This window comes from Kitasatospora sp. NPDC005856 (genome assembly GCF_040629945.1).
In the GTDB taxonomy this organism is placed as follows: Bacteria; Actinomycetota; Actinomycetes; order Streptomycetales; family Streptomycetaceae; genus Kitasatospora.
The window spans coordinates 118,898-137,033 of sequence record NZ_JBEXWT010000012.1; the positions used below are offsets into that span (position 1 = coordinate 118,898).

General features: G+C 72.6%; 14 protein-coding genes. 4 read left to right on the forward strand and 10 right to left on the reverse strand.

The features are described 5' to 3' along the window. Positions 1-22: 22 nt before the first annotated feature. The 3 genes from ABZ449_RS10475 to metH form a co-directional block, all read right to left on the reverse strand. Positions 23-1,627 carry an ABC transporter substrate-binding protein gene (locus tag ABZ449_RS10475; RefSeq protein WP_360343347.1) on the reverse strand — a complete coding sequence of 535 codons (1,605 nt, stop codon included), beginning with the start codon at positions 1,625-1,627 and terminating at the stop codon, positions 23-25. Positions 1,628-1,848: 221 nt separating this feature from the next. Continuing rightward, positions 1,849-2,553 carry an HAD family phosphatase gene (locus tag ABZ449_RS10480; RefSeq protein WP_360343350.1) on the reverse strand — a complete coding sequence of 235 codons (705 nt, stop codon included), beginning with the start codon at positions 2,551-2,553 and terminating at the stop codon, positions 1,849-1,851. 140 nt (positions 2,554-2,693) lie between these two features. Continuing rightward, positions 2,694-6,206, reverse strand: a complete 3,513-nt coding sequence (metH, locus tag ABZ449_RS10485) for a methionine synthase (protein ID WP_360343353.1) — start codon at positions 6,204-6,206, stop codon at positions 2,694-2,696. A gap of 144 nt (positions 6,207-6,350) precedes the next feature. Here metH and ABZ449_RS10490 point away from each other — a divergent pair, with 144 nt between their 5' ends. Together ABZ449_RS10490 and ABZ449_RS10495 are read left to right on the forward strand one after the other, a co-directional pair. Next, a complete protein-coding gene (locus ABZ449_RS10490) occupies positions 6,351-7,445 on the forward strand; it encodes a hypothetical protein (RefSeq protein WP_360343356.1) in 1,095 nt (364 codons plus the stop codon). Positions 7,446-7,785: 340 nt separating this feature from the next. Continuing rightward, complete coding sequence (locus ABZ449_RS10495) at positions 7,786-8,739, forward strand: PAC2 family protein (RefSeq protein WP_360343359.1); 954 nt, start codon at positions 7,786-7,788, stop codon at positions 8,737-8,739. A gap of 102 nt (positions 8,740-8,841) precedes the next feature. On the opposite strand, the gene mshC is transcribed toward ABZ449_RS10495, so the two are convergent. The 6 genes from mshC to ABZ449_RS10525 all read right to left on the reverse strand — a co-directional run bounded on the left by mshC (position 8,842) and on the right by ABZ449_RS10525 (position 14,636). Beyond that, positions 8,842-10,071: a cysteine--1-D-myo-inosityl 2-amino-2-deoxy-alpha-D-glucopyranoside ligase gene (gene mshC / locus ABZ449_RS10500; protein ID WP_360343362.1), complete on the reverse strand. Its 1,230-nt coding sequence runs from the start codon at positions 10,069-10,071 to the stop codon at positions 8,842-8,844. A 227-nt stretch (positions 10,072-10,298) separates the two neighbouring features. Continuing rightward, on the reverse strand, positions 10,299-11,132 hold the full coding sequence (locus ABZ449_RS10505) for a carbohydrate-binding protein (RefSeq protein ID WP_360343365.1): 834 nt from the start codon (positions 11,130-11,132) through the stop codon (positions 10,299-10,301). A gap of 126 nt (positions 11,133-11,258) precedes the next feature. Continuing rightward, complete coding sequence (locus ABZ449_RS10510) at positions 11,259-12,137, reverse strand: AraC family transcriptional regulator (protein ID WP_360343368.1); 879 nt, start codon at positions 12,135-12,137, stop codon at positions 11,259-11,261. A gap of 211 nt (positions 12,138-12,348) precedes the next feature. After that, positions 12,349-13,134, reverse strand: coding sequence for an SCO1664 family protein (locus tag ABZ449_RS10515; RefSeq protein WP_360343427.1), 786 nt, complete (start codon positions 13,132-13,134; stop codon positions 12,349-12,351). A gap of 56 nt (positions 13,135-13,190) precedes the next feature. Next, complete coding sequence (locus tag ABZ449_RS10520) at positions 13,191-13,760, reverse strand: DUF3090 domain-containing protein (RefSeq protein ID WP_360343430.1); 570 nt, start codon at positions 13,758-13,760, stop codon at positions 13,191-13,193. A gap of 183 nt (positions 13,761-13,943) precedes the next feature. After that, positions 13,944-14,636 carry a histidine phosphatase family protein gene (locus ABZ449_RS10525; RefSeq protein ID WP_360343371.1) on the reverse strand — a complete coding sequence of 231 codons (693 nt, stop codon included), beginning with the start codon at positions 14,634-14,636 and terminating at the stop codon, positions 13,944-13,946. Between the two features lie 152 nt (positions 14,637-14,788). Here ABZ449_RS10525 and ABZ449_RS10530 point away from each other — a divergent pair, with 152 nt between their 5' ends. Then, positions 14,789-15,769, forward strand: coding sequence for a magnesium and cobalt transport protein CorA (locus tag ABZ449_RS10530; RefSeq protein WP_360343374.1), 981 nt, complete (start codon positions 14,789-14,791; stop codon positions 15,767-15,769). Between the two features lie 94 nt (positions 15,770-15,863). Here ABZ449_RS10530 and ABZ449_RS10535 read toward each other — a convergent pair whose 3' ends face one another. Further along, positions 15,864-16,910, reverse strand: coding sequence for an LLM class F420-dependent oxidoreductase (locus ABZ449_RS10535; RefSeq protein WP_360343377.1), 1,047 nt, complete (start codon positions 16,908-16,910; stop codon positions 15,864-15,866). Between the two features lie 242 nt (positions 16,911-17,152). On the opposite strand from ABZ449_RS10535, the gene ABZ449_RS10540 reads away from it, so the two are divergent. Further along, complete coding sequence (locus ABZ449_RS10540; RefSeq protein ID WP_360343380.1) at positions 17,153-18,133, forward strand: aldo/keto reductase; 981 nt, start codon at positions 17,153-17,155, stop codon at positions 18,131-18,133. Positions 18,134-18,136 lie beyond the last annotated feature (3 nt).

The following is an 18,136-nucleotide window of genomic DNA, read 5'->3' on the forward strand; positions in this document are numbered from 1 at the left end:
GCGGGCCGCCGTCCTGCCGGCGCTACTTGTTGTTGCGGCTGATCTCCCAGAAGCGGAAGTAGCCGGTGGTGTCGACGGTGGACTCGACGCCGGTGACGTACGAGCGGGCCGCGAAGAAGGACTTGTTCTGGTACAGCGGGATCAGCGGCACGTTCTCGGCCTCGATCTGCTGGATCTGCGCGTAGGTGGCGGCCGCGGCGCTGCGGTCGGTCTGCTTGAGGCCCTCCGGCACCAGCTTCCCGCTGATCCGCGGGTCGTCCCAACCGTGGTGGTAGGAACCGCCGTTGATCAGCAGCGGGGCGAGGTAGTTGTCCGGGTCCGGGTAGTCGGCGAACCAACCGATGACGTACGCCTGGTACTTGCCCTCGGTCCAGCCCTTGCGGTACGAGTCCCAGTCCGGCTCCTGGGCGAGCGTCACCTGGAACAGGCCGCCGGTCTCCAGCTGCTTCTTCAGCGTCTCGGCCTCGTTGCTGCCGGCCCGCGAACGGGACCAGGTGAGGGTGAACTTGACCGGGGTCTGGATCTTGGCGTCGGCCAGGATCTTCTTGGCCTTGTTCACGTCCTGGTCGCCGTAGCGGTCGAAGAAGGCGGTGGTGTGGCCGGGCAGGCCGGCCGGGACCATGGAGTAGAGCGCCTGGACGGTGCGGGCGAACACGTCGCGGGCCAGCGCCTTGCGGTCCATCATCTGGGCGACGGCCTGGCGCACGGCGACGTTGCTCATCAGCTGGTCCTTGGTGTTGAGGACCAGCGAACGGGTGTCGTTGCTGTCGCCCTCGGTCACCTGGAGGTCGGTCTTGCCGCCCTGCTGGTCGGAGCGGACCTGGGCGGCGGTGTTCGGCTCCAGGCTGTTGTCGGTGAGGTCGACCTCGCCCCGGTCCAGCGCGGCCTTCAGGTCCTCCGACTTGTCGAAGTACCGGACGGTGAACTTGCTGTTCCGCAGCTTGGCCTCGCCGCCGTACTTGTCGTTGGCGGACAGCACGACCTTGCCCAGCTGCTTGCTGCCGTTCAGGTTCTCGACCGAGTCCAAGCGGTACGGGCCGGAGCCGATCAGCTTGTCGTTGGTGACGACCTTGTCGGCGGGGTAGGCCTGGTGGTCCACGATGGCGCCGGCCGGGCTCGCCAGCTTGGCCGGCAGGGTGGCGTCGGGCGCGGAGAGGTGGAAGAGCACCTCGTTGTCGCCCTTGGCCTCGACGGACTTGATCGAGTCGAGCAGTTCGACCGGGCCGTTCGGGTCGTTGATCTTCTTGGTGCGCTCGATCGAGAAGACCACGTCCTGGGCCGTCAGCACGTGTCCGTTGGAGAACTTCTGGCCGGGCTTCAGGGTGCAGTGGTACTCGGTGGCCTCACCGTTGGTGAACTCGCAGGACTGCGCGGCGTCCGGGGAGGGCGAGCTGGCCGCGGCCTGGAAGGTGAGCAGCGACTGGAAGGTGTTGCGCAGCAGCAGCCAGGAGCCGGAGTCGTAGGCGGCCGCCGGGTCCAGGACACCGGTGAGCTGACTGGTGCCCATGGTGATCGACTTGCCGCCGTCCCCCTTGACCACGTCGGTCACCGATCCGCAGCCCGCCACCGACACGGCGACCAGGCCGGCGCAACCGAGTACTGCCAGGCGTTCAGCTGAAGTCTTCACGAGGCGCGTCCTTTTGGGTGGCACGAACTGGAGTAGCGTGCCATATCGAACACGCACGACCGATACCCGCGCAGATGACGTTTGGGACACGGCGGTTCGGGGCATGACGACACGCCCGACGAGTTGTCAGCCAATGCCCGTTTTCTCCCCCGGCGACTCCGCCCCAGGGGCCCGCCGGGCCGCTTACCGGCCGGTAAGGCGGGCTCGCAATGAGACGACAATCACACCCGCGAAGCGACCAGGGAGCGCAACAGGTCGAGGTCGACCTGCTCCAGCGACGGCACCACCAGCCGCCCCGGAGCCGGCTCGACCGCCGCCACCGAGGGCACCGCGATCACCGGGCAGCCGGCCGCCTCGCCCGCCCGCACCCCGGTCGGGGTGTCCTCGATCACCACGCAGCGGGCCGGCTCCGCGCCCAGCCGCCGGGCCGCCTCCAGGTACGGGTCCGGGAACGGCTTGGTGCGCGGCACCTCGTCCCCGCCGATGGTGAAGGCGAAGTGGTGGGCGCCCAGCGAGCGCAGCACGATGTCGATCACGTGCCGGTGCGAGGCGGACACCAGGGCGGCCGGAACGCCGTGCGCGGCAAGGGTGTTGAGCAGCCGCTCGGCGCCCGGCATGAGCGGCACGCCGCCGGCCAGCAGGTCGACGAAGCGCTGGTTCACCAGCACGCCGAGGTCGGCCGGCGCGATGTCCGCCCCGGTCCGGGCGACCAGGTAGTCCATCACCCTGGCCATCGGGCCGCCGACCACGTGGGCGCGGTCCGCCTCGTCCAGCTCGTGGCCCAGCTCGGCGAAGAGCGAGGCCTCGGCCTGCCACCAGAAGTCCTCGGTGTCCACCAGCGTCCCGTCCATGTCCAGCAGCACCGCCTGGAGCCCGCGGTCGTCCCCGTGGTCGAGGATGCGCGTGGCGGTGGGGCTGGTGGTCATGGCAGGGGTCCTTCCGGCAGGCCCGGGGCGGTCCCGGGGAAGGCACGGGCCGGCCCGCAGGTGAGCGGACCGGCCCGTTCAGGATCATCAAGGATACGCCCGCTTCGTCCGGAAAGTGCCAACGCGGCGGGAACCGGGAGTTACCGGGCGTTGAAGTACTTCGCCTCCGGGTGGTGGATCACGATCGCGTCGGTGGACTGCTCCGGGTGGAGCTGGAACTCCTCGGAGAGCACCACGCCGATCCGCTCCGGCCGCAGCAGCTCGGCGATCTTGGCCCGGTCCTCCAGCTCGGGGCAGGCCCCGTAGCCGAGCGAGAAGCGGGCGCCGCGGTACTTGAGCGCGAACATGTCCTTGACGTCCTGCGGGTCCTCCCCGGAGAAGCCCAGCTCGTAGCGGACCCGCGCGTGCCAGAACTCGGCCAGCGCCTCGGCCAGCTGCACCGAGAGGCCGTGCAGCTCCAGGTAGTCCCGGTAGGAGTTGTCGGCGAACAGCTCGTTGGCCGCCTCCGAGATCCGGTTGCCCATGGTGACCACCTGGAGGCCCACGACGTCCCGCGCCCCGGACTCCTCCGGGCGGAAGAAGTCGGCCAGGCAGAGCCGGCGCCCGCGGCGCTGGCGCGGGAAGGTGAAACGGGTGCGCTCGGTGCCGTCCTCGTGGAAGACGATCAGGTCGTCGCCCTTGGAGTTGGCCGGGTAGTAGCCGTAGACCACGGCGGCCTCCAGCCAGCCCTCGGTCTGCAGGCGGTCCAGCCAGGCCCGCAGCCGCGGCCGGCCCTCGGTCTCCACCAGCTCCTCGTAGGACGGCCCCTCGCCGGTGCGCGCGGCCTTCAGGCCCCACTGCCCCTTGAACAGCGCGTCCTCGTCCAGCCAGGAGGCGTAGTCCGCGAACGGGATGCCCTTGACGATCCGGTCGCCCCAGAACGGCGGGGTCGGCACGGTGTTGTCGACGGTGACGTCGGAGCGGATCTGGCCGAGGTTGACCTCGGGCTCCGGCTCCTCCACCGCGACCCGGGCGTGCCGGCGCTGCTTGAGCTCCGGCAGGACCGCGCCGGGCACGCCGCGCTTGACCGCGATCAACGCGTCCATCAGCCGCAGGCCCTCGAAGGCGTCCCGGGCGTAGCGGACCTCGCCCTCGTAGATCTCGTGCAGGTCCTGCTCGACGTAGGCGCGGGTCAGCGCGGCGCCGCCGAGGATCACCGGGTAGCTCGCGGCCAGCTTGCGCTGGTTCAGCTCCTCCAGGTTCTCCTTCATGATCACCGTGGACTTCACCAGCAGGCCGGACATCCCGATCACGTCCGCCTTGTGCTCCTGCGCGGCGTCCAGGATCGCCGAGACCGGCTGCTTGATGCCCAGGTTGACCACGTTGTAGCCGTTGTTGGACAGGATGATGTCGACCAGGTTCTTGCCGATGTCGTGGACGTCGCCCTTGACGGTGGCCAGCACGATGGTGCCCTTGCCCTCGCTGTCGGACTTCTCCATGTGCGGCTCCAGGTGGGCCACCGCGGTCTTCATCACCTCGGCGGACTGGAGCACGAACGGCAGCTGCATCTGGCCGGAGCCGAAGAGCTCGCCGACCACCTTCATGCCGGACAGCAGGGTGTCGTTGATGATCTCCAGCGCCGGGCGCGCGGTCAGCGCCTCGTCCAGGTCGGCCTCCAGGCCGCCCCGCTCGCCGTCGATGATCCGGCGCTGCAGCCGCTCCTCCAACGGGAGCGCGGCCAGCTCCTCGGCCTTGGTGGCCTTCACCGAGGCGGTGGAGACGTTGGCGAACAGCTCCAGCAGGCGCTGCAGCGGGTCGTAGCCGTCCCGGCGGCGGTCGTAGACCAGGTCGAGCGCGGCCTCGCGCTGGTCCTCGGGGATGCGGGAGATCGGCAGGATCTTGGAGGCGTGCACGATCGCCGAGTCGAGGCCGGCCTCCACGCACTCGTGCAGGAAGACCGAGTTGAGCACCACCCGGGCGGCCGGGTTAAGGCCGAAGGAGATGTTGGACAGGCCGAGGGTGGTCTGCACCTCGGGGCGACGGCGCTTGAGCTCGCGGATCGCCTCGATGGTCTCGATGCCGTCCCGGCGGGACTCCTCCTGGCCGGTGGCCAGGGTGAAGGTGAGGCAGTCGACCAGGATCGAGCCCTCGTCGATGCCGTAGTCGGTGGTGAGTTCGGCGATCAGCCGCTCGGCGATCTCGACCTTCTTGCCGGCGGTGCGGGCCTGGCCCTCCTCGTCGATGGTCAGGGCGATCAGGCCGGCGCCGTGCTCGCGGGCCAGCGAGGCGATCCTCCCGAAGCGCGAGTCGGGGGCGTTGCCGTCCTCGTAGTTCACGGAGTTGAGCACGGCGCGGCCGCCGAGCGCCTCCAGGCCGGCCTGCAGCACGGGCGGCTCGGTGGAGTCCAGCACGATCGGCAGGGTGGAGGCGGTGGCCAGCCGGCCGGCGATCTCCTTCATGTCGGCGACGCCGTCGCGGCCGACGTAGTCCACGCAGAGGTCGAGCAGGTGGGAGCCGTCCCGGATCTGGTCGCGGGCGATCTCCACGCAGGCCTGCCAGTCGCCGGCCAGCATCGACTCGCGGAACTTCTTCGAGCCGTTGGCGTTGGTGCGCTCGCCGATCGCGAGGTACGAGGTGTCCTGCCGGAACGGCACCGCCTGGTACAGCGAGGCCGCCGAGGGCTCGGGCCGGGGGTCGCGCGGGGCGATCGGGCGGCCCTGGACCCGCTCGACCACCTGGCGCAGGTGCTCGGGGGTGGTGCCGCAGCAGCCGCCGACCAGCGAGAGGCCGTACTCGCGGGTGAACACGTCGTGGGCGTCGGCCAGTTCGGCCGGGGAGAGCGGGTAGTGCGCGCCGTCCTTGCCGAGCACCGGCAGGCCCGCGTTCGGCATGCAGGACAGGCCGATCCGGGCGTTCTTGGCCAGGTAGCGCAGGTGCTCGCTCATCTCGGCCGGGCCGGTGGCGCAGTTGAGGCCGATGTAGTCCACGCCCAGCGGCTCCAGCGCGGTGAGCGCGGCGCCGATCTCCGAGCCGAGCAGCATGGTGCCGGTGGTCTCCACCGTCACCTGCACCAGCACCGGCAGGTCCAGCCCGGCCTCGGCCAGGGCCCGCTTGGAGCCCAGGATGGCGGCCTTGGTCTGCAGCAGGTCCTGGCTGGTCTCGACCAGCAGCGCGTCGGCGCCGCCGGCGATCAGGCCGGCCGCGTTCTGCCGGAAGCCGTCGCGCAGCGTCTCGTACGGGGCGTGACCGAGGGTCGGCAGCTTGGTGCCGGGGCCGATCGAGCCGAGCACCCAGCGGGTGCGGCCGTCGGCGGCAGCGTGGGCGTCGGCCACCTCGCGGGCGATCCGGGCGCCGGACTCGGACAGCTCGAAGATCCGCTCGGAGATCTCGTACTCGCCGAGCGCGCTGAAGTTGGCGCCGAAGGTGTTGGTCTCCACGCAGTCCACGCCCACCGCGAAGTAGGCCTCGTGGACGGACCGGACGATGTCCGGGCGGGTGACGTTGAGGACCTCGTTGCAGCCTTCGAGGTTCTGGAAGTCCTCCAGTGTCGGATCCTGCGCCTGGAGCATGGTGCCCATGGCACCGTCGGCGACCACCACCCGGGTCGCGAGCGCTTCACGCAGCGCGTTCGCGCGGCTCTGCTGGGTGACGGACGGGTTGGCTGCTGTGGCCATGGGGCTTCTCCCTGGTGCGACGGCTGTCGGCTTTGCGAACCCGCTTGCTCGGGCACGCACGTGGCCAGAGTATCCGGCCCACGGGTCGGCCCGCCGTCCCATTCCGTATCCTGAGCGCTCGACCGCAAGGGGGGAGCAAGGCGCGTGGCCCGTTTCCGGACTTCCGCGCAGCGTGCCGGTCGGGCCCTGACGGCCCCGTTCCGCGCGCTGCGCGACCGCTGGCGAGCATGGTCCCGGTGGCGCCGGGCACTGCTGGTCCTGGCGCTGGTGGCGGCCGTGCCGGTCGCCGCGCTGGGCTCGGCGTTCGTGATGTTCCGGCTGCACTACACCGGCGAACCCGCCGCCGACGCCCGCACCCGGGGCCGTGACGCGCTCTGGCTCGGCCACGCCTGGGTGGACGGCCGCAAGACCGAGGCCGACGTGGCCGCGCTCGCCCGACAGCTGGCCGGCACCGGCATCCGGGACCTCTACGTGCACACCGGCCCGCTGGAGCACGACGGCTCGCTGCCGCCCGCCGTCCACCCGCGCGGCCGCTGGTTCACCGACACCGTGCACCGGGCGCTGCCCGGCGTGCGGCTGCAGAGCTGGCTGGGCGACGAGGTCAAGCCGGAGAAGGACGCCCTGGACCTGGAGGACGGCCCCACCCGGGACCGGGTCACCGCCTCCGCCCGGCAGGTGCTGGACCTCGGCTTCGACGGCGTGCACTTCGACATGGAGCCGATCCGCCCCGGTTCGCCGGGCTGGCTGGCCCTGCTCGACCAGGTCCGCCCGGTCACCGCGGCGCGCGGCGCCAAGCTGTCGGTGGCGGCCCCCCAGATCGACCCCGTCCCGGGCCTGCACACGGCCGGCATCCTGCTCACCGACCACGGCAAGTGGTGGGACCGGGCGTACTTCACCGAGACCGCCCGCCGGGTCGACCAGGTCGCGGTGATGAGCTACGACACCTCGATGCCCACCGAGCCGCTGTACGGCGGCTACGTCGCCCGGCAGACCGAGCTCGCCCTGCGGTCCACCCCGGCCGACGTGGACCTGCTGATGGGCCTGCCCTTCTTCTGGGACGACAAGTGGGGCCACTGGGGCGACGCCGAGACCGTCCGGGCCGCCGTCCGGGGCGTCCGGCTGGGCCTGGGCCGGGAGGACCGGCAACGGGCCAACTTCGGCGTCGCGCTGTACGTGGACTTCGCCGCGCTGCCCGAGCACTGGGCGGCGTACCGCGGCGGCTGGGTGGACGCCGGGTAGCGGGCCCGGACGGCCGCCCGGCGGGGCCGCGCGCCCGGCGGCGCCGGACGGCCGTCACGTTCCGTCGCGATCCCGACACCCTCGACCCCCGCCGGACGCCTGACGGCCCGTCAGTCCCGGGGCGCCGATATCCGGTGGATCGCGGCGGCCCGCTCCCCCAGACTGTCCCGGTGCCCGGCCGCGGTGCGCATCAAAGCCCGTAGGCTGGGCAGGTAGGGACCATGGGGCGAGACGTCCCGTGGGAGACGAGAGGTTCGACAGTCGGCAGCCGGCCCGTCGGCGCCCCGGCAGGCCAGCCGGGGCGGTGCGGGACCGACCGCCGACCGGAGGGAGACGCTGGGTGATCGAGCTGGAAGATGTTCCCGAGTTGATCGACCCGGTGATGGTCTGCGCCTTCGAAGGCTGGAACGACGCGGGCGACGCCGCCTCCGCGGCCCTGGCGCATCTGGACGAGACCTGGGGCGGCAAGGTGTTCGCCGCCCTGGACGCCGAGGACTACTACGACTTCCAGGTCAACCGGCCCACGGTCTGGCTGGACGGCGGCGTCCGCCGGATCACCTGGCCGACCACCCGGCTCTCGGTGGTCCGGGTGACCCAACCGACGACCCGGGACGTCGTGCTGGTCCGCGGCATCGAGCCGAGCATGCGCTGGCGCTCGTTCTGCAACGAGCTGCTGGGCTTCGCCCACGAGCTGGGCGTCGAGCTGGTGGTGATCCTGGGCGCGCTGCTCGGCGACACCCCGCACAGCCGCCCGGTGCCGGTCAGCGGGGTCACCTCCGACCCGGAGCTGGCCCGCCGACTGGACCTGGAGGAGAGCCGCTACGAGGGCCCCACGGGCATCGTCGGGGTGCTCCAGGAGGCCTGCACCCACGCCGGGGTGCCGGCCGTGACGCTCTGGGCGGCGGTGCCGCACTACGTCTCGCAGCCGCCGAACCCCAAGGCCACGCTGGCCCTGGTCAACAAGCTGGAGGACCTGCTGGACCTGCGCATCCCGCCGGGCGAGCTGGCCGAGGACGCCCGGGCCTGGCAGCTCGGCGTGGACCAGCTCGCCGCCGAGGACAGCGAGGTGGCCGAGTACGTCCAGCAGCTGGAGGAGGCCCAGGACACCGCGGAGCTGCCGGAGGCCTCCGGCGACGCCATCGCCCGCGAGTTCGAGCGCTACCTGCGCCGCCGGGAGAACGTCGGTCCGACCGGCGAGAAGCCGGTGGCCGGGCACGCCACGGCGGAGCGGCCGGCCGACCCGGAGCCGCCGGGCGGCGCCCGGGAGAGCCAGGACGGCACCGAGGAGGAGTAGCCGCACCGGCCGGGCAGCCGTGTACCGGCCGGGCGCCGGCAGACGCCGAAGGGGCGTCAGGACACTTGGTCCTGACGCCCCTTCGGCGTGTGCGGTGCGGGGTTACAGCGCGACGCCGAGCAGGGCGTCCACGGTGCGGGTCACCAGGCCGGGCGCGCCGGTGTCGGTGCCGCCCTCGGCCGCCTGCCGGTCCGCCCAGCGGTCGACCGCGGCCAGCGCGGCGGGCGTGTCCAGGTCGTTCGCGAGCGCCTCGCGCACCTCGGCGAGCAGTCGCTCGGCCGCCGGGCCGTCCGGGCGGGAGACCGCGGCGCGCCAGCGGGCGAGGCGCTCGACGGCCTCGTCCAGGGTGCTCTTGGTCCACTCCCAGTCCGCGCGGTAGTGGTGCGAGAGCAGCGCCAGGCGGATCGCCGCCGGGTCGACGCCCTCGCGGCGCAGCGCCGAGACGAAGACCAGGTTGCCGCGGGACTTGGACATCTTGTGGCCGTCCAGGGCGACCATGCCGGCGTGCACGTACGCCTTGGCGTACGGGTGGGTGCCGGTGGCGACCTGGGCGTGCGCGGCGCCCATCTCGTGGTGCGGGAAGGAGAGGTCGCTGCCGCCGCCCTGGATGTCGAAGGACATCCCGAGGTACTGCAGCGCGATCGCGACGCACTCGATGTGCCAGCCGGGGCGGCCGTGGCCGAGCTCGGTGTCCCAGGCGGGCTCGCCCGGGCGGGCGGCCAGCCAGAGCAGCGCGTCCAGCGGGTTGCGCTTGCCGGGGCGGTCCGGGTCGCCGCCGCGCTCGGCGAAGACCGGGCGCATGGCCTCGCGGGTGAGGCCGGAGACCTCGCCGAAGTGCGGGTCGGCGTCGACCGAGAAGTAGATGTCGCCGTCGACCTGGTAGGCGGCGCCGGAGGCCAGCAGCTTCTGGACGATCGGGACGATCCACGGGATCGACTCGACGGCGCCGATGTAGTGGGCCGGCGGGAGCATGCGCAGCGCGGTCATGTCCTCGCGGAACAGGGCCGTCTCGCGCTCGGCCAGGGCGGTCCAGTCCTGGCCGGTCTCGACCGCGCGGGCGAGCAGCGGGTCGTCGACGTCGGTGACGTTCTGGATGTACAGGACGTCGTGGCCGGCGTCCTTCCAGACGCGCTGCACCAGGTCGAACGCGTTGTAGGTGGCGGCGTGGCCCATGTGGGTCGCGTCGTAGGGCGTGATGCCGCAGACGTAGATCCGGGCGGTGCCGTCCTGCGGCACCACCTCGCGGACCGTGCCCGCTGCGGTGTCGTGGATACGGAGGGGGAGCCCCTGACCAGGCAGGGCGGGAACCTCGGAGGCGGGCCAGGCATGCATGGAAACAACTTTAACCTTGCGAACATTTGAAAGCCTAACCAGTACGAAAGATCGACTGGATTCGTTTCCCGCCGTTGCCCGACCGTTTCCCGACTGGTAATGCACGGGATCGGCGGGGCGTGAACCCCGGCACCCGCCCCGATCCCGGTTCCGGACATGGTTGAGCGCCCGGTCGGCCCTGCCGCCGACCGGGCGCCCGGCGCCCCCGGGGGACGCGGTCGGAGCCGCTACGACCGCTGCCAGAGGGCCGGCACGTTCGGCGGCTCCCAGCCGACCATGGCGGTGTGCGCCTGGAGGCAGGTGTAGGAGACGCCGGAGTAGGTGACGCGGTCGCCCGCCCGGTACGAGGTGCCCGCGGCCCACGTGCCGGTCGGCGGCGGCGTGCTGGGGCCACCGGTCGGGGTGGCGGTGGGCGACGGGCTGGGCGTGCCGGGGGTCTGCGCGACGTTCAGCACGAAGTCGAAGCTGGCCTCGCGGGTCGACCCGTTCTGCCGGACGTTCATCAGCAGCCGGGGGTCGTAGATGGTGTCCGTGTTGTTGCGCGGCTCACCCGGGAAGTACAGCTGGGTGGTGACGATCGGGCGGCCGGGCGCCTGGAGCTTGACGTGGATGTGCCGGGTGCGGCCCGGGTAGAGGCCGGGCACGATGGTGTCCAGCTTGTACGCGCCGTTGGCGTCGGTGAACTGGTGGCCGCGGAAGGTGTAGGTGACGTTGTCGTAGTTGCCGCCGTCGTCGGCCTGCCAGAAGTCCAGCAGCACTCCGGAGATGGGCTTGCAGGCGCGGCCGAAGACGTAGCCGCTGACCACCAGGTGGGTGCCGGGGCCGTCGTTGACCATCGAGCTGCGCAGCGGGGAGTTGGGCTTGAAGTACGGGCCCTCGGTCTGCTCGATGGTGGGGGCGTCCCCGTCGTGGCACTCGGGGGTGAAGGCGAGCTGCTCGCCGTTGTCGATGCGGTCCCGGGCGAGGGCGACACCGCCGCCGACCAGCAGCGGGGCGGCCCCGAGCGCGGCGGCGGCCTTCAGGACGGTCTTGCGGGTGATCATGCCGTCGGGCGTGGGCATGCGCCGTCTCCTTCTCGTGAGGCGGGGGGTGTGGGGGCGGCCCTTGCCATGGTGGGGGCATGACAAGGGCCGGACCGGTCGCCCGGCCGCGCGCGCCGGACCGGCCACCGGTGGCCAGCAGCAAAGTTACGGGCCGTCCGGTGCGACCGCGATGGACATGATCCGGGGATCGTGGTGATTTCCGTCGACCCCGGCCCGGAACTCCCCCGGGGTCATCCCGGTCTCCCTGCGGAAGAAGCGACAGAAGTACGCGGGGTCGACGAATCCGGCCTCCTTGGCGACCTGACGGATCGTCAAGTCCGTGCAGGCGAGCAGCCGTTTGGCCTCCAGGGTCTGCTGCCGGCGGATCAGGCCGCCGGGGGTCCGGCCGGTGGCCTGCTTCACCAGGGTCTGCAAGTGCCCAGGGGAGACGCCGAGTTCCTGCGCGGTGGAGGCCACCGAGTGCCGAACTCCGCCGGGCCGGGCGATCAACCGGGTGAAGGCGGCGGCCACTTCGGCCGGTCGGCTGGGCACCACCGGACGGTCGGCCGGTGCGGAGGCGCGCAGTGCCCGGACGATCAGGATGTGCAGGCTGGCCCGCAGCACACCCTGGAAGCCGGGCGCCCTGGTCCGGTACTCGTGCTCCATGTCGGCGAGCAACGCGGCGATCGCATCGGCCTGTTCACCGAGCGCGAGGGCAGGGCGGGTGGCCAGGGCCCGCAGGGCTGCGAGGTCCTGGGGGTGGCCGAGCAGGAAGTCCTCGTTGAACAGGACGACCCGGCCGGCCAGTTCCTCGGTGTCCGCCCAGTAGTGCACCTGGCCGGGGGTGATCACGCACAACTGCGGTGGTGCCAGCGGCCGGTGGACGAGGTCCAGGACGTGGGCGCCGTGGCCGCCGGTGACGTGGACGATCTCGTAGAACGAGTGCCGGTGGGGGAAGCCCGCCCGCGAGAGCGGGCCGATCGCGTCGAAGCTGCCGACGGCGAAGGGGAGCAGGTGGGGCAGCGGGACCTGTAACCGGTGCAACGGCAGGTCCGGCGTGGTTCGGGGGGTGGGGGTGGTCCGTCGCACATCCATCGGAGCAGTGTGCGACCTTTTCCGGGGACAGGTCCAGACCATCTGTCGCCGTTTTCCCGGTCCGGACCGTTTTCCCCGGACCGGACCGTCCTTCCGGGCCGGGCCGTCTTCCCCGAGCGGACCGGTTTCATCGGCCGGTCCGGCCCCGTCGTCGCCCCGGCTACACCGGCGGCCAGGGGATCGCCGGCCAGTCCTCGGGCGGCAGCGGGTGCCGGCCGGAGCCGCGCAGCCCGGCCACCCGGGCCCGGGTGGCGTCCAGTTCGGCCGCCGTGAGGTGCGGGGCGAGCCGCTCGGCCAGCTCCCCGTCCAGTTGCTCGGCCAGCCGGGCCAGCACCTCCAGCGCCTCGGCGGGCAGCGGGTCCCCGGCCCAGCCCCAGAGCAGGGTGCGCAGCTTGTCCTCGGTATTGAAGGTGACGCCGTGGTCGATGCCGTACACCCGGCCGTCGGCGGCCGGAATCAGGTGCCCGCCCTTGCGGTCGGCGTTGTTGAGCACCGCGTCCAGGACGGCGAGCCGGCGCAGCCGCCGGTCGTCGTGGTGCACCAGCAGGGCCGTCCGCCCGCCCTCGACCTCGGCCCGGACGATCGGCAGCCAGCCCTCCTCCGGGCCGCGCGGGTCCTGGAGCGCGAGCAGCGGCTCGGCCCCCGGGTCCGGCTCGACCCACAACTGCACCATGCCGGGCCCGTGCGGGCCGTCGCGCAGCACGGTGGGCGGGATCAGCGCCCAGCCGGTCGCGGCGGACAGCTCGTACGCGGCGACCTCGCGGCCGGCCAGCGTGCCGTCCGGGAAGTCCCACAGCGGGCGCTCGCCGGCCACCGGCTTGTAGACGGCCTGCGCGCTCAGCGAGCCGTGCGCGACCGTGCAGTACAGCGCGGCGTTGGAGGCGTCGGTGAGGCGGCCGTGCACGGTCAGCCCGCCCTGGCGCAGCAGCGCGAGGGCGGTGGGCACGTCGGCGGCGAGCGCGGCGGCGGCCGTCGGATCGGCCTGCGGCGGGGTGTCGGTGTTCAGCGCCGGTAGCCGTTCGCGCGCGGGCACAGGTGGCCCTCCGGGTCGAGCGGCAGGTTGCAGAACGGGCAGGGCTTGCGGCCCGCCGCGACCAGGTCCAGCGCGCGCTTGGCGAAGACCCGGGCCATGGCGCCGGACAGCCGCACCCGGAGCATGTCCGGGCCGGTGTCGTCGTCGGTGAACACCGCCTCGGCGGCGTCCTCCCCTTCCTCGTCCTCGGTCAGCGCCTGCGCCTCGACCACCAGACAGCTCTCCACGCTGTCCCAGGCCAGGGCCATGGTGCCGACCCGGAACTCCTGCTCCAGCGGGAGGTCCAGCGGGGCGGTGTCGAGCAGGTCCTTCGGGGCGGCGGCCGGGATGGCGGCGTCGCCGCCGCTGCGCCGCAGCGCCTCGTCCAGGACCTCCTCGATGCGCTCGGCGAGCGCCGCGACCTGGGTCTTCTCCAGCAGCACGCTGGTGATCCGGCCCCGGGCACTGGCCTGAAGGTAGAACGCCCGCGCGCCGGGCTGGCCGACGGTGCCGGCCACGAACCGTTCGGGCTGGTCGTAGAAGAAGACCTGACGGGGCACGCTCTCGCTCCGGATCGTGTCGGTCGGCGCGGTACCGCCGGGGGCGGTCCGCGGCCGGATGGACTCGTAAGTCACCCTACGACCTTCGGGCTGCGGCCGGGGAGCCGAGCCGACGGCCGCGGGCGGGGGTGGCACCCGGGGAAGCCGACGGTGCCTCCCCGGACTGTCCGTCGGCAGCGCGCCTCAGGCGGCGCCGCCGACCACCGCGTCACCGGCCGGGGTGGCCGCGGCCGGGTGGGGCCTGGGGGCGAGCGAGGCGAGGTCGCCGGTGTCGCCCATCCTCAGGACGAAGGGCCGCTGCGGGGTGTAGCGGATCGCGGTGACCGAACAGGGATCGACGCTGATCCGCTGGAAGTGGTCCAGGTGCAGCCCGAGCGCGTCGGCCACCACGGCCTTGATGACGTCACCGTGCGAGCAGGCGATCCAGACCGCGTCCTCGCCGTGCTCGGCGGCGATCTTCCGGTTCCACTCGCGCACCGCGTCCACCGTGCGGTGGCTCAGCTCGCGCAGCGACTCCCCGCCGGGGAAGGCGGCCCCGGCGGCGTGGTCCTGCACGGTGCGCCAGAGCGGTTCCTTGGCCAGCTCGGCCAGCGGGCGGCCGGTCCACTCGCCGTAGTGACACTCCCCCAGCCGCTCGTCCTCGGTCGGCGGGCCCAGCTCGGGCCGGGCCGCCAGCAGCGGCTCCAGCGTCTGCCGGCAGCGCTCCAGCGGGCTGCTGACCGCCTGCACCAACGGGATGTCGGCCAGCCGGCCGGCCAGCGCGGCGGCCTGGGCGCGCCCGGTGTCGTCGAGATCCACGCCCGGGGTCCAACCGGCCAGGATTCCGGCGGTGTTCGCGGTGGATCGGCCGTGACGGACCAGCAGCAGGGTGGGCATGGGGTCAGCCTACGGCCTCCGGGCCCGGCCGTGGGCCCCGGTTCCCCGTCCGGCCCGGTTCCCGGTTCCCGGCCCCCGGGAGCCGGGAGCCGGGAGGGCCGGTACCACCCGGGTCCGTGCCGGACGGCCCCGCTCGGGTGACAATGGCCCGCATGATCGTCCACTGCGCCGCCTATCACGACGGCCGCCGGATCGAGGCCCCCGCGGACCTGGCCGGCGCGCTCGCCGCCGCCCGCGCGGCCGGTCCGGACGGCTTCGTCTGGATAGGCCTGTTCGAGCCCACCACCGAGGAACTCGACCACGTCGGCAAGGAGTTCGCGCTGCACCCGCTGGCCGTCGAGGACGCCGTCAGCGCCCACCAGCGCCCCAAGGTGGAGGCCTACCAGGGCTCACTGTTCGTCGCCCTGAAGACCCTCGGCTACCACCCCGACGGTCACGTCGTGACGGTCGGCGAGGTGATGGTCTTCCTCGGCCCGGACTTCGTGATGACCGTCCGGCACGGCGAGGACAGCCCGCTCAGCGGCCTGCGTGCCGCGCTGGAGCAGGATCCCGAACAGCTGCGCTTCGGGCCCAGCTCGGTGCTGCACTCGGTCTGCGACACCGTCGTGGACGGCTACATGGACGTGGCCACCGCGCTCCAGAGCGACCTGGACGAGCTGGAGGCGGACATCTTCTCGCCCAGTCGGGTCGGCCGCGACACCGCCGGACGGATCTACGGCTACAAGCGCCAGGTGATGTCCGTGCGCAGGGCCACCGGCCCGCTGCTGGAGCCGATGCTGGCCCTGGAGCGCGGCGCCCGCTTCGTCCGCCCCGAGGTCGCGCCCTACCTGCGGGACGTCGCCGACCACGTGGCCCGGGTGAACGACCAGGTGGACGGCATGGACCGGCTGCTGTCCGACATCCTGAGCGCCAACCTGGCGCAGGTCAGCGTCCAGCAGAACAACGACATGCGGAAGATCTCGGCCTGGGCGGCGCTCGCCGCCGTGCCGACGATGATCGCCGGCATCTACGGGATGAACTTCGACCACATGCCCGAGTTGCACCAGGTCTGGGGCTACCCGGCGGTGCTGGTGCTGATGGCGGTGGTCTGCGTGGTGCTGCACCGGGTGTTCAAGCGGCACGACTGGCTGTAGTGCCGCTTGCCCACCGGGCGCCCGGACCGTTCGGTCCGGCCCGTCGGACCCGTCGGGCCCGTCCGGTCAGGTCAGGTCAGTCAGGTCAGTCCGGTCAGGCCAGTCCGGCGCGCTCCAGCGCCTCGACGCCGGTGCGCAGCGCCAGGATCCGCTCGTCCAGGGTGAACCCGGAGGGGGCCAGGGTGAGCGTGGTGACGCCCGCGTCGGCGTAGGCCTGCATCCGGTCGGCGATCCGGGCGGTGTCACCGATCAGCGAGGTGGCGTCGATCAGGTCGTGCGGGACGGCGGCCGCGGCACCGGCGTAGTCCCTGGCGAGGTACTTCTCCTGGACCTCGTCGGCGGCCTGCTCGTAGCCCATCCGCCGGGCGAGCTGGTTGTAGAAGTTCTTCTCCTTGCTGCCCATGCCGCCGATGTAGAGCGCGGCGTACGAGCGCAGGCCGTCCACCCCGGCCTTGATGTCCTCGCCGACCGCGATGTTCACGGTCGGGCAGAGGTCGAAGCCCTCCAGCGTCTTCCCGGCCTTGGCGCGGCCGGCCGTCAGCGGGTCGAGGGAGAGTGCGCCGTGCTCGGGCGAGAAGAAGATGCCGAGCCAGCCGTCGGCGATCTCACCGGTCAGCTCCAGGTTCTTCGGGCCGATCGCGGCGATGTACAGCGGGATGTGCTCGCGCACCGGGTGCACGGTGAGCTTGATCGGCTTGCCGGGACCGCCGGGCAGCGGCAGCGTCCAGTGCGCGCCCTCGTGCACCAGGCGCTCGCGGGACATCGCCTTGCGGATGATCTCCACGTACTCGCGGGTGCGGGCGAGCGGCTTGTCGAACTTCACGCCGTACCAGCCCTCGGACACCTGCGGGCCGGAGACGCCGAGGCCGAGCCGGAAGCGGCCACCGGACAGGGTGTCCAGCGTCGCGGCGGTCATCGCGGTCATGGCCGGGGTGCGGGCCGGGATCTGGAAGATGGCCGAGCCGACGTCGATCCGCTCGGTCTTCGCGGCGACGTAGCTGAGCACCGTCGCGGCGTCCGAGCCGTACGCCTCCGCCGCCCAGCAGACCGAGTAGCCGAGCCGGTCCGCCTCCTGGGCGACGGCGATGTTGTCGGCGTCCATGCCGAGTCCCCAGTAGCCGAGGTTGATCCCGAGTCGCATCTGCCGCACCTTCCAGTGGGTTGGGGTTGCGGGCGAGGGTAGCCGCGCCCGCGCCGAACATGCTACTGACGGGTAGGGGTGACCTGGGTCACACCGGCGCCGTTGATCGTTCTGCGGGTCTCCGCTCCTGTCCGCGTACCGGCCGCTACGCTCAGCCGACAGCGGGGAGCGCTCTCCCCACCTGCGCGTTTACAGGGCTGCCGGGGCTCCCGGGGCCGCCGGCCAGTGGAGGGCCCCGTCCGATGGAAAAGCGCCACCTCGGCCGTACCGGCCTCCAGGTCTCCCGGCTCGGCCTCGGCACCATGACCTGGGGCCGCGACACGGACGAGCAGGAGGCCGCGGAACAGCTCAAGGAGTTCGTCGACGCCGGCGGCAACCTGGTCGACACCGCCGACGTGTACGCGGACGGCGGCGCCGAGTACCTGATCTCCCGGCTCACCGACAGCCTGATCCCCCGCTCCGAACTCGTCATCGCCACCAAGGCCGGCAGCGCCCCGGAGTCCGCCCACCGCTTCGACGGCTCGCGCGGCCACCTGCTCGCCGCCCTGGACGCCTCGCTGCGCCGGCTCGGAACCGACCACGTCGACCTGTGGCAGGTGCACTCCTTCGACCCGGCGACCCCCGTCGAGGAAACGCTCAGCGCCCTCGACATCGCCGTCTCCTCCGGGCGCGCCCGCTACGTCGGGGTCTGCGACTTCAGCGGCTGGCAGCTCGCCAAGGCCGCCACCTGGCAGCACGCCCACCACGGGCGGGTGCCACTGGCCGGGGCACAGCTGGAGTACTCGCTGCTGCAGCGCGGCATCGAGCGGGAGGCACTGCCCGCCGCGCTGGACGCCGGGGTCGGGGTGCTGGCCGGCTCGCCGCTCGGGCGCGGGGTGCTCACCGGCAAGTACCGGCACGGCATCCCGCAGGACTCGCGCGGCGCCTCGCCGTACCTGACCGGGTTCGTGCAGCCGTACCTCGGGGAGCGCTCCCGGCGGATCGTGGACGCCCTCGCCACCGCCGCCGACGGGCTCGCCAGCAGCCCGCTGGCGGTCGCGCTGGCGTGGGTCCGGGACCGGCCCGGGGTGGCGAGCGCCCTGGTCGGGGCCCGGACGGCGGCCCAGCTGCAAGCGGCGCTGTCGGTGGAGGCGCTTACGCTTCCGGATGAGATCCGTGGTGCGCTGGACGACATCTCGTCGCCGGTGCACCACTACCCGGACCAGGGGTGGACCGAGCTGTGACCC

Bases quoted from the DNA above. Each gene is read 5' to 3' on its own strand.
- ABZ449_RS10535 (WP_360343377.1), bottom strand. From the start codon at position 16,910: ATGCGACTCGGGATCAACCTCGGCTACTGGGGACTCGGCATGGACGCC.
- mshC (WP_360343362.1), bottom strand. From the start codon at position 10,071: ATGCATGCCTGGCCCGCCTCCGAGGTTCCCGCCCTGCCTGGTCAGGGG.
- ABZ449_RS10525 (WP_360343371.1), bottom strand. From the start codon at position 14,636: ATGCCCACCCTGCTGCTGGTCCGTCACGGCCGATCCACCGCGAACACC.
- ABZ449_RS10505 (WP_360343365.1), bottom strand. From the start codon at position 11,132: ATGCCCACGCCCGACGGCATGATCACCCGCAAGACCGTCCTGAAGGCC.
- ABZ449_RS10480 (WP_360343350.1), bottom strand. From the start codon at position 2,553: ATGACCACCAGCCCCACCGCCACGCGCATCCTCGACCACGGGGACGAC.
- ABZ449_RS10530 (WP_360343374.1), top strand. From the start codon at position 14,789: ATGATCGTCCACTGCGCCGCCTATCACGACGGCCGCCGGATCGAGGCC.
- metH (WP_360343353.1), bottom strand. From the start codon at position 6,206: ATGGCCACAGCAGCCAACCCGTCCGTCACCCAGCAGAGCCGCGCGAAC.
- ABZ449_RS10540 (WP_360343380.1), top strand. From the start codon at position 17,153: ATGGAAAAGCGCCACCTCGGCCGTACCGGCCTCCAGGTCTCCCGGCTC.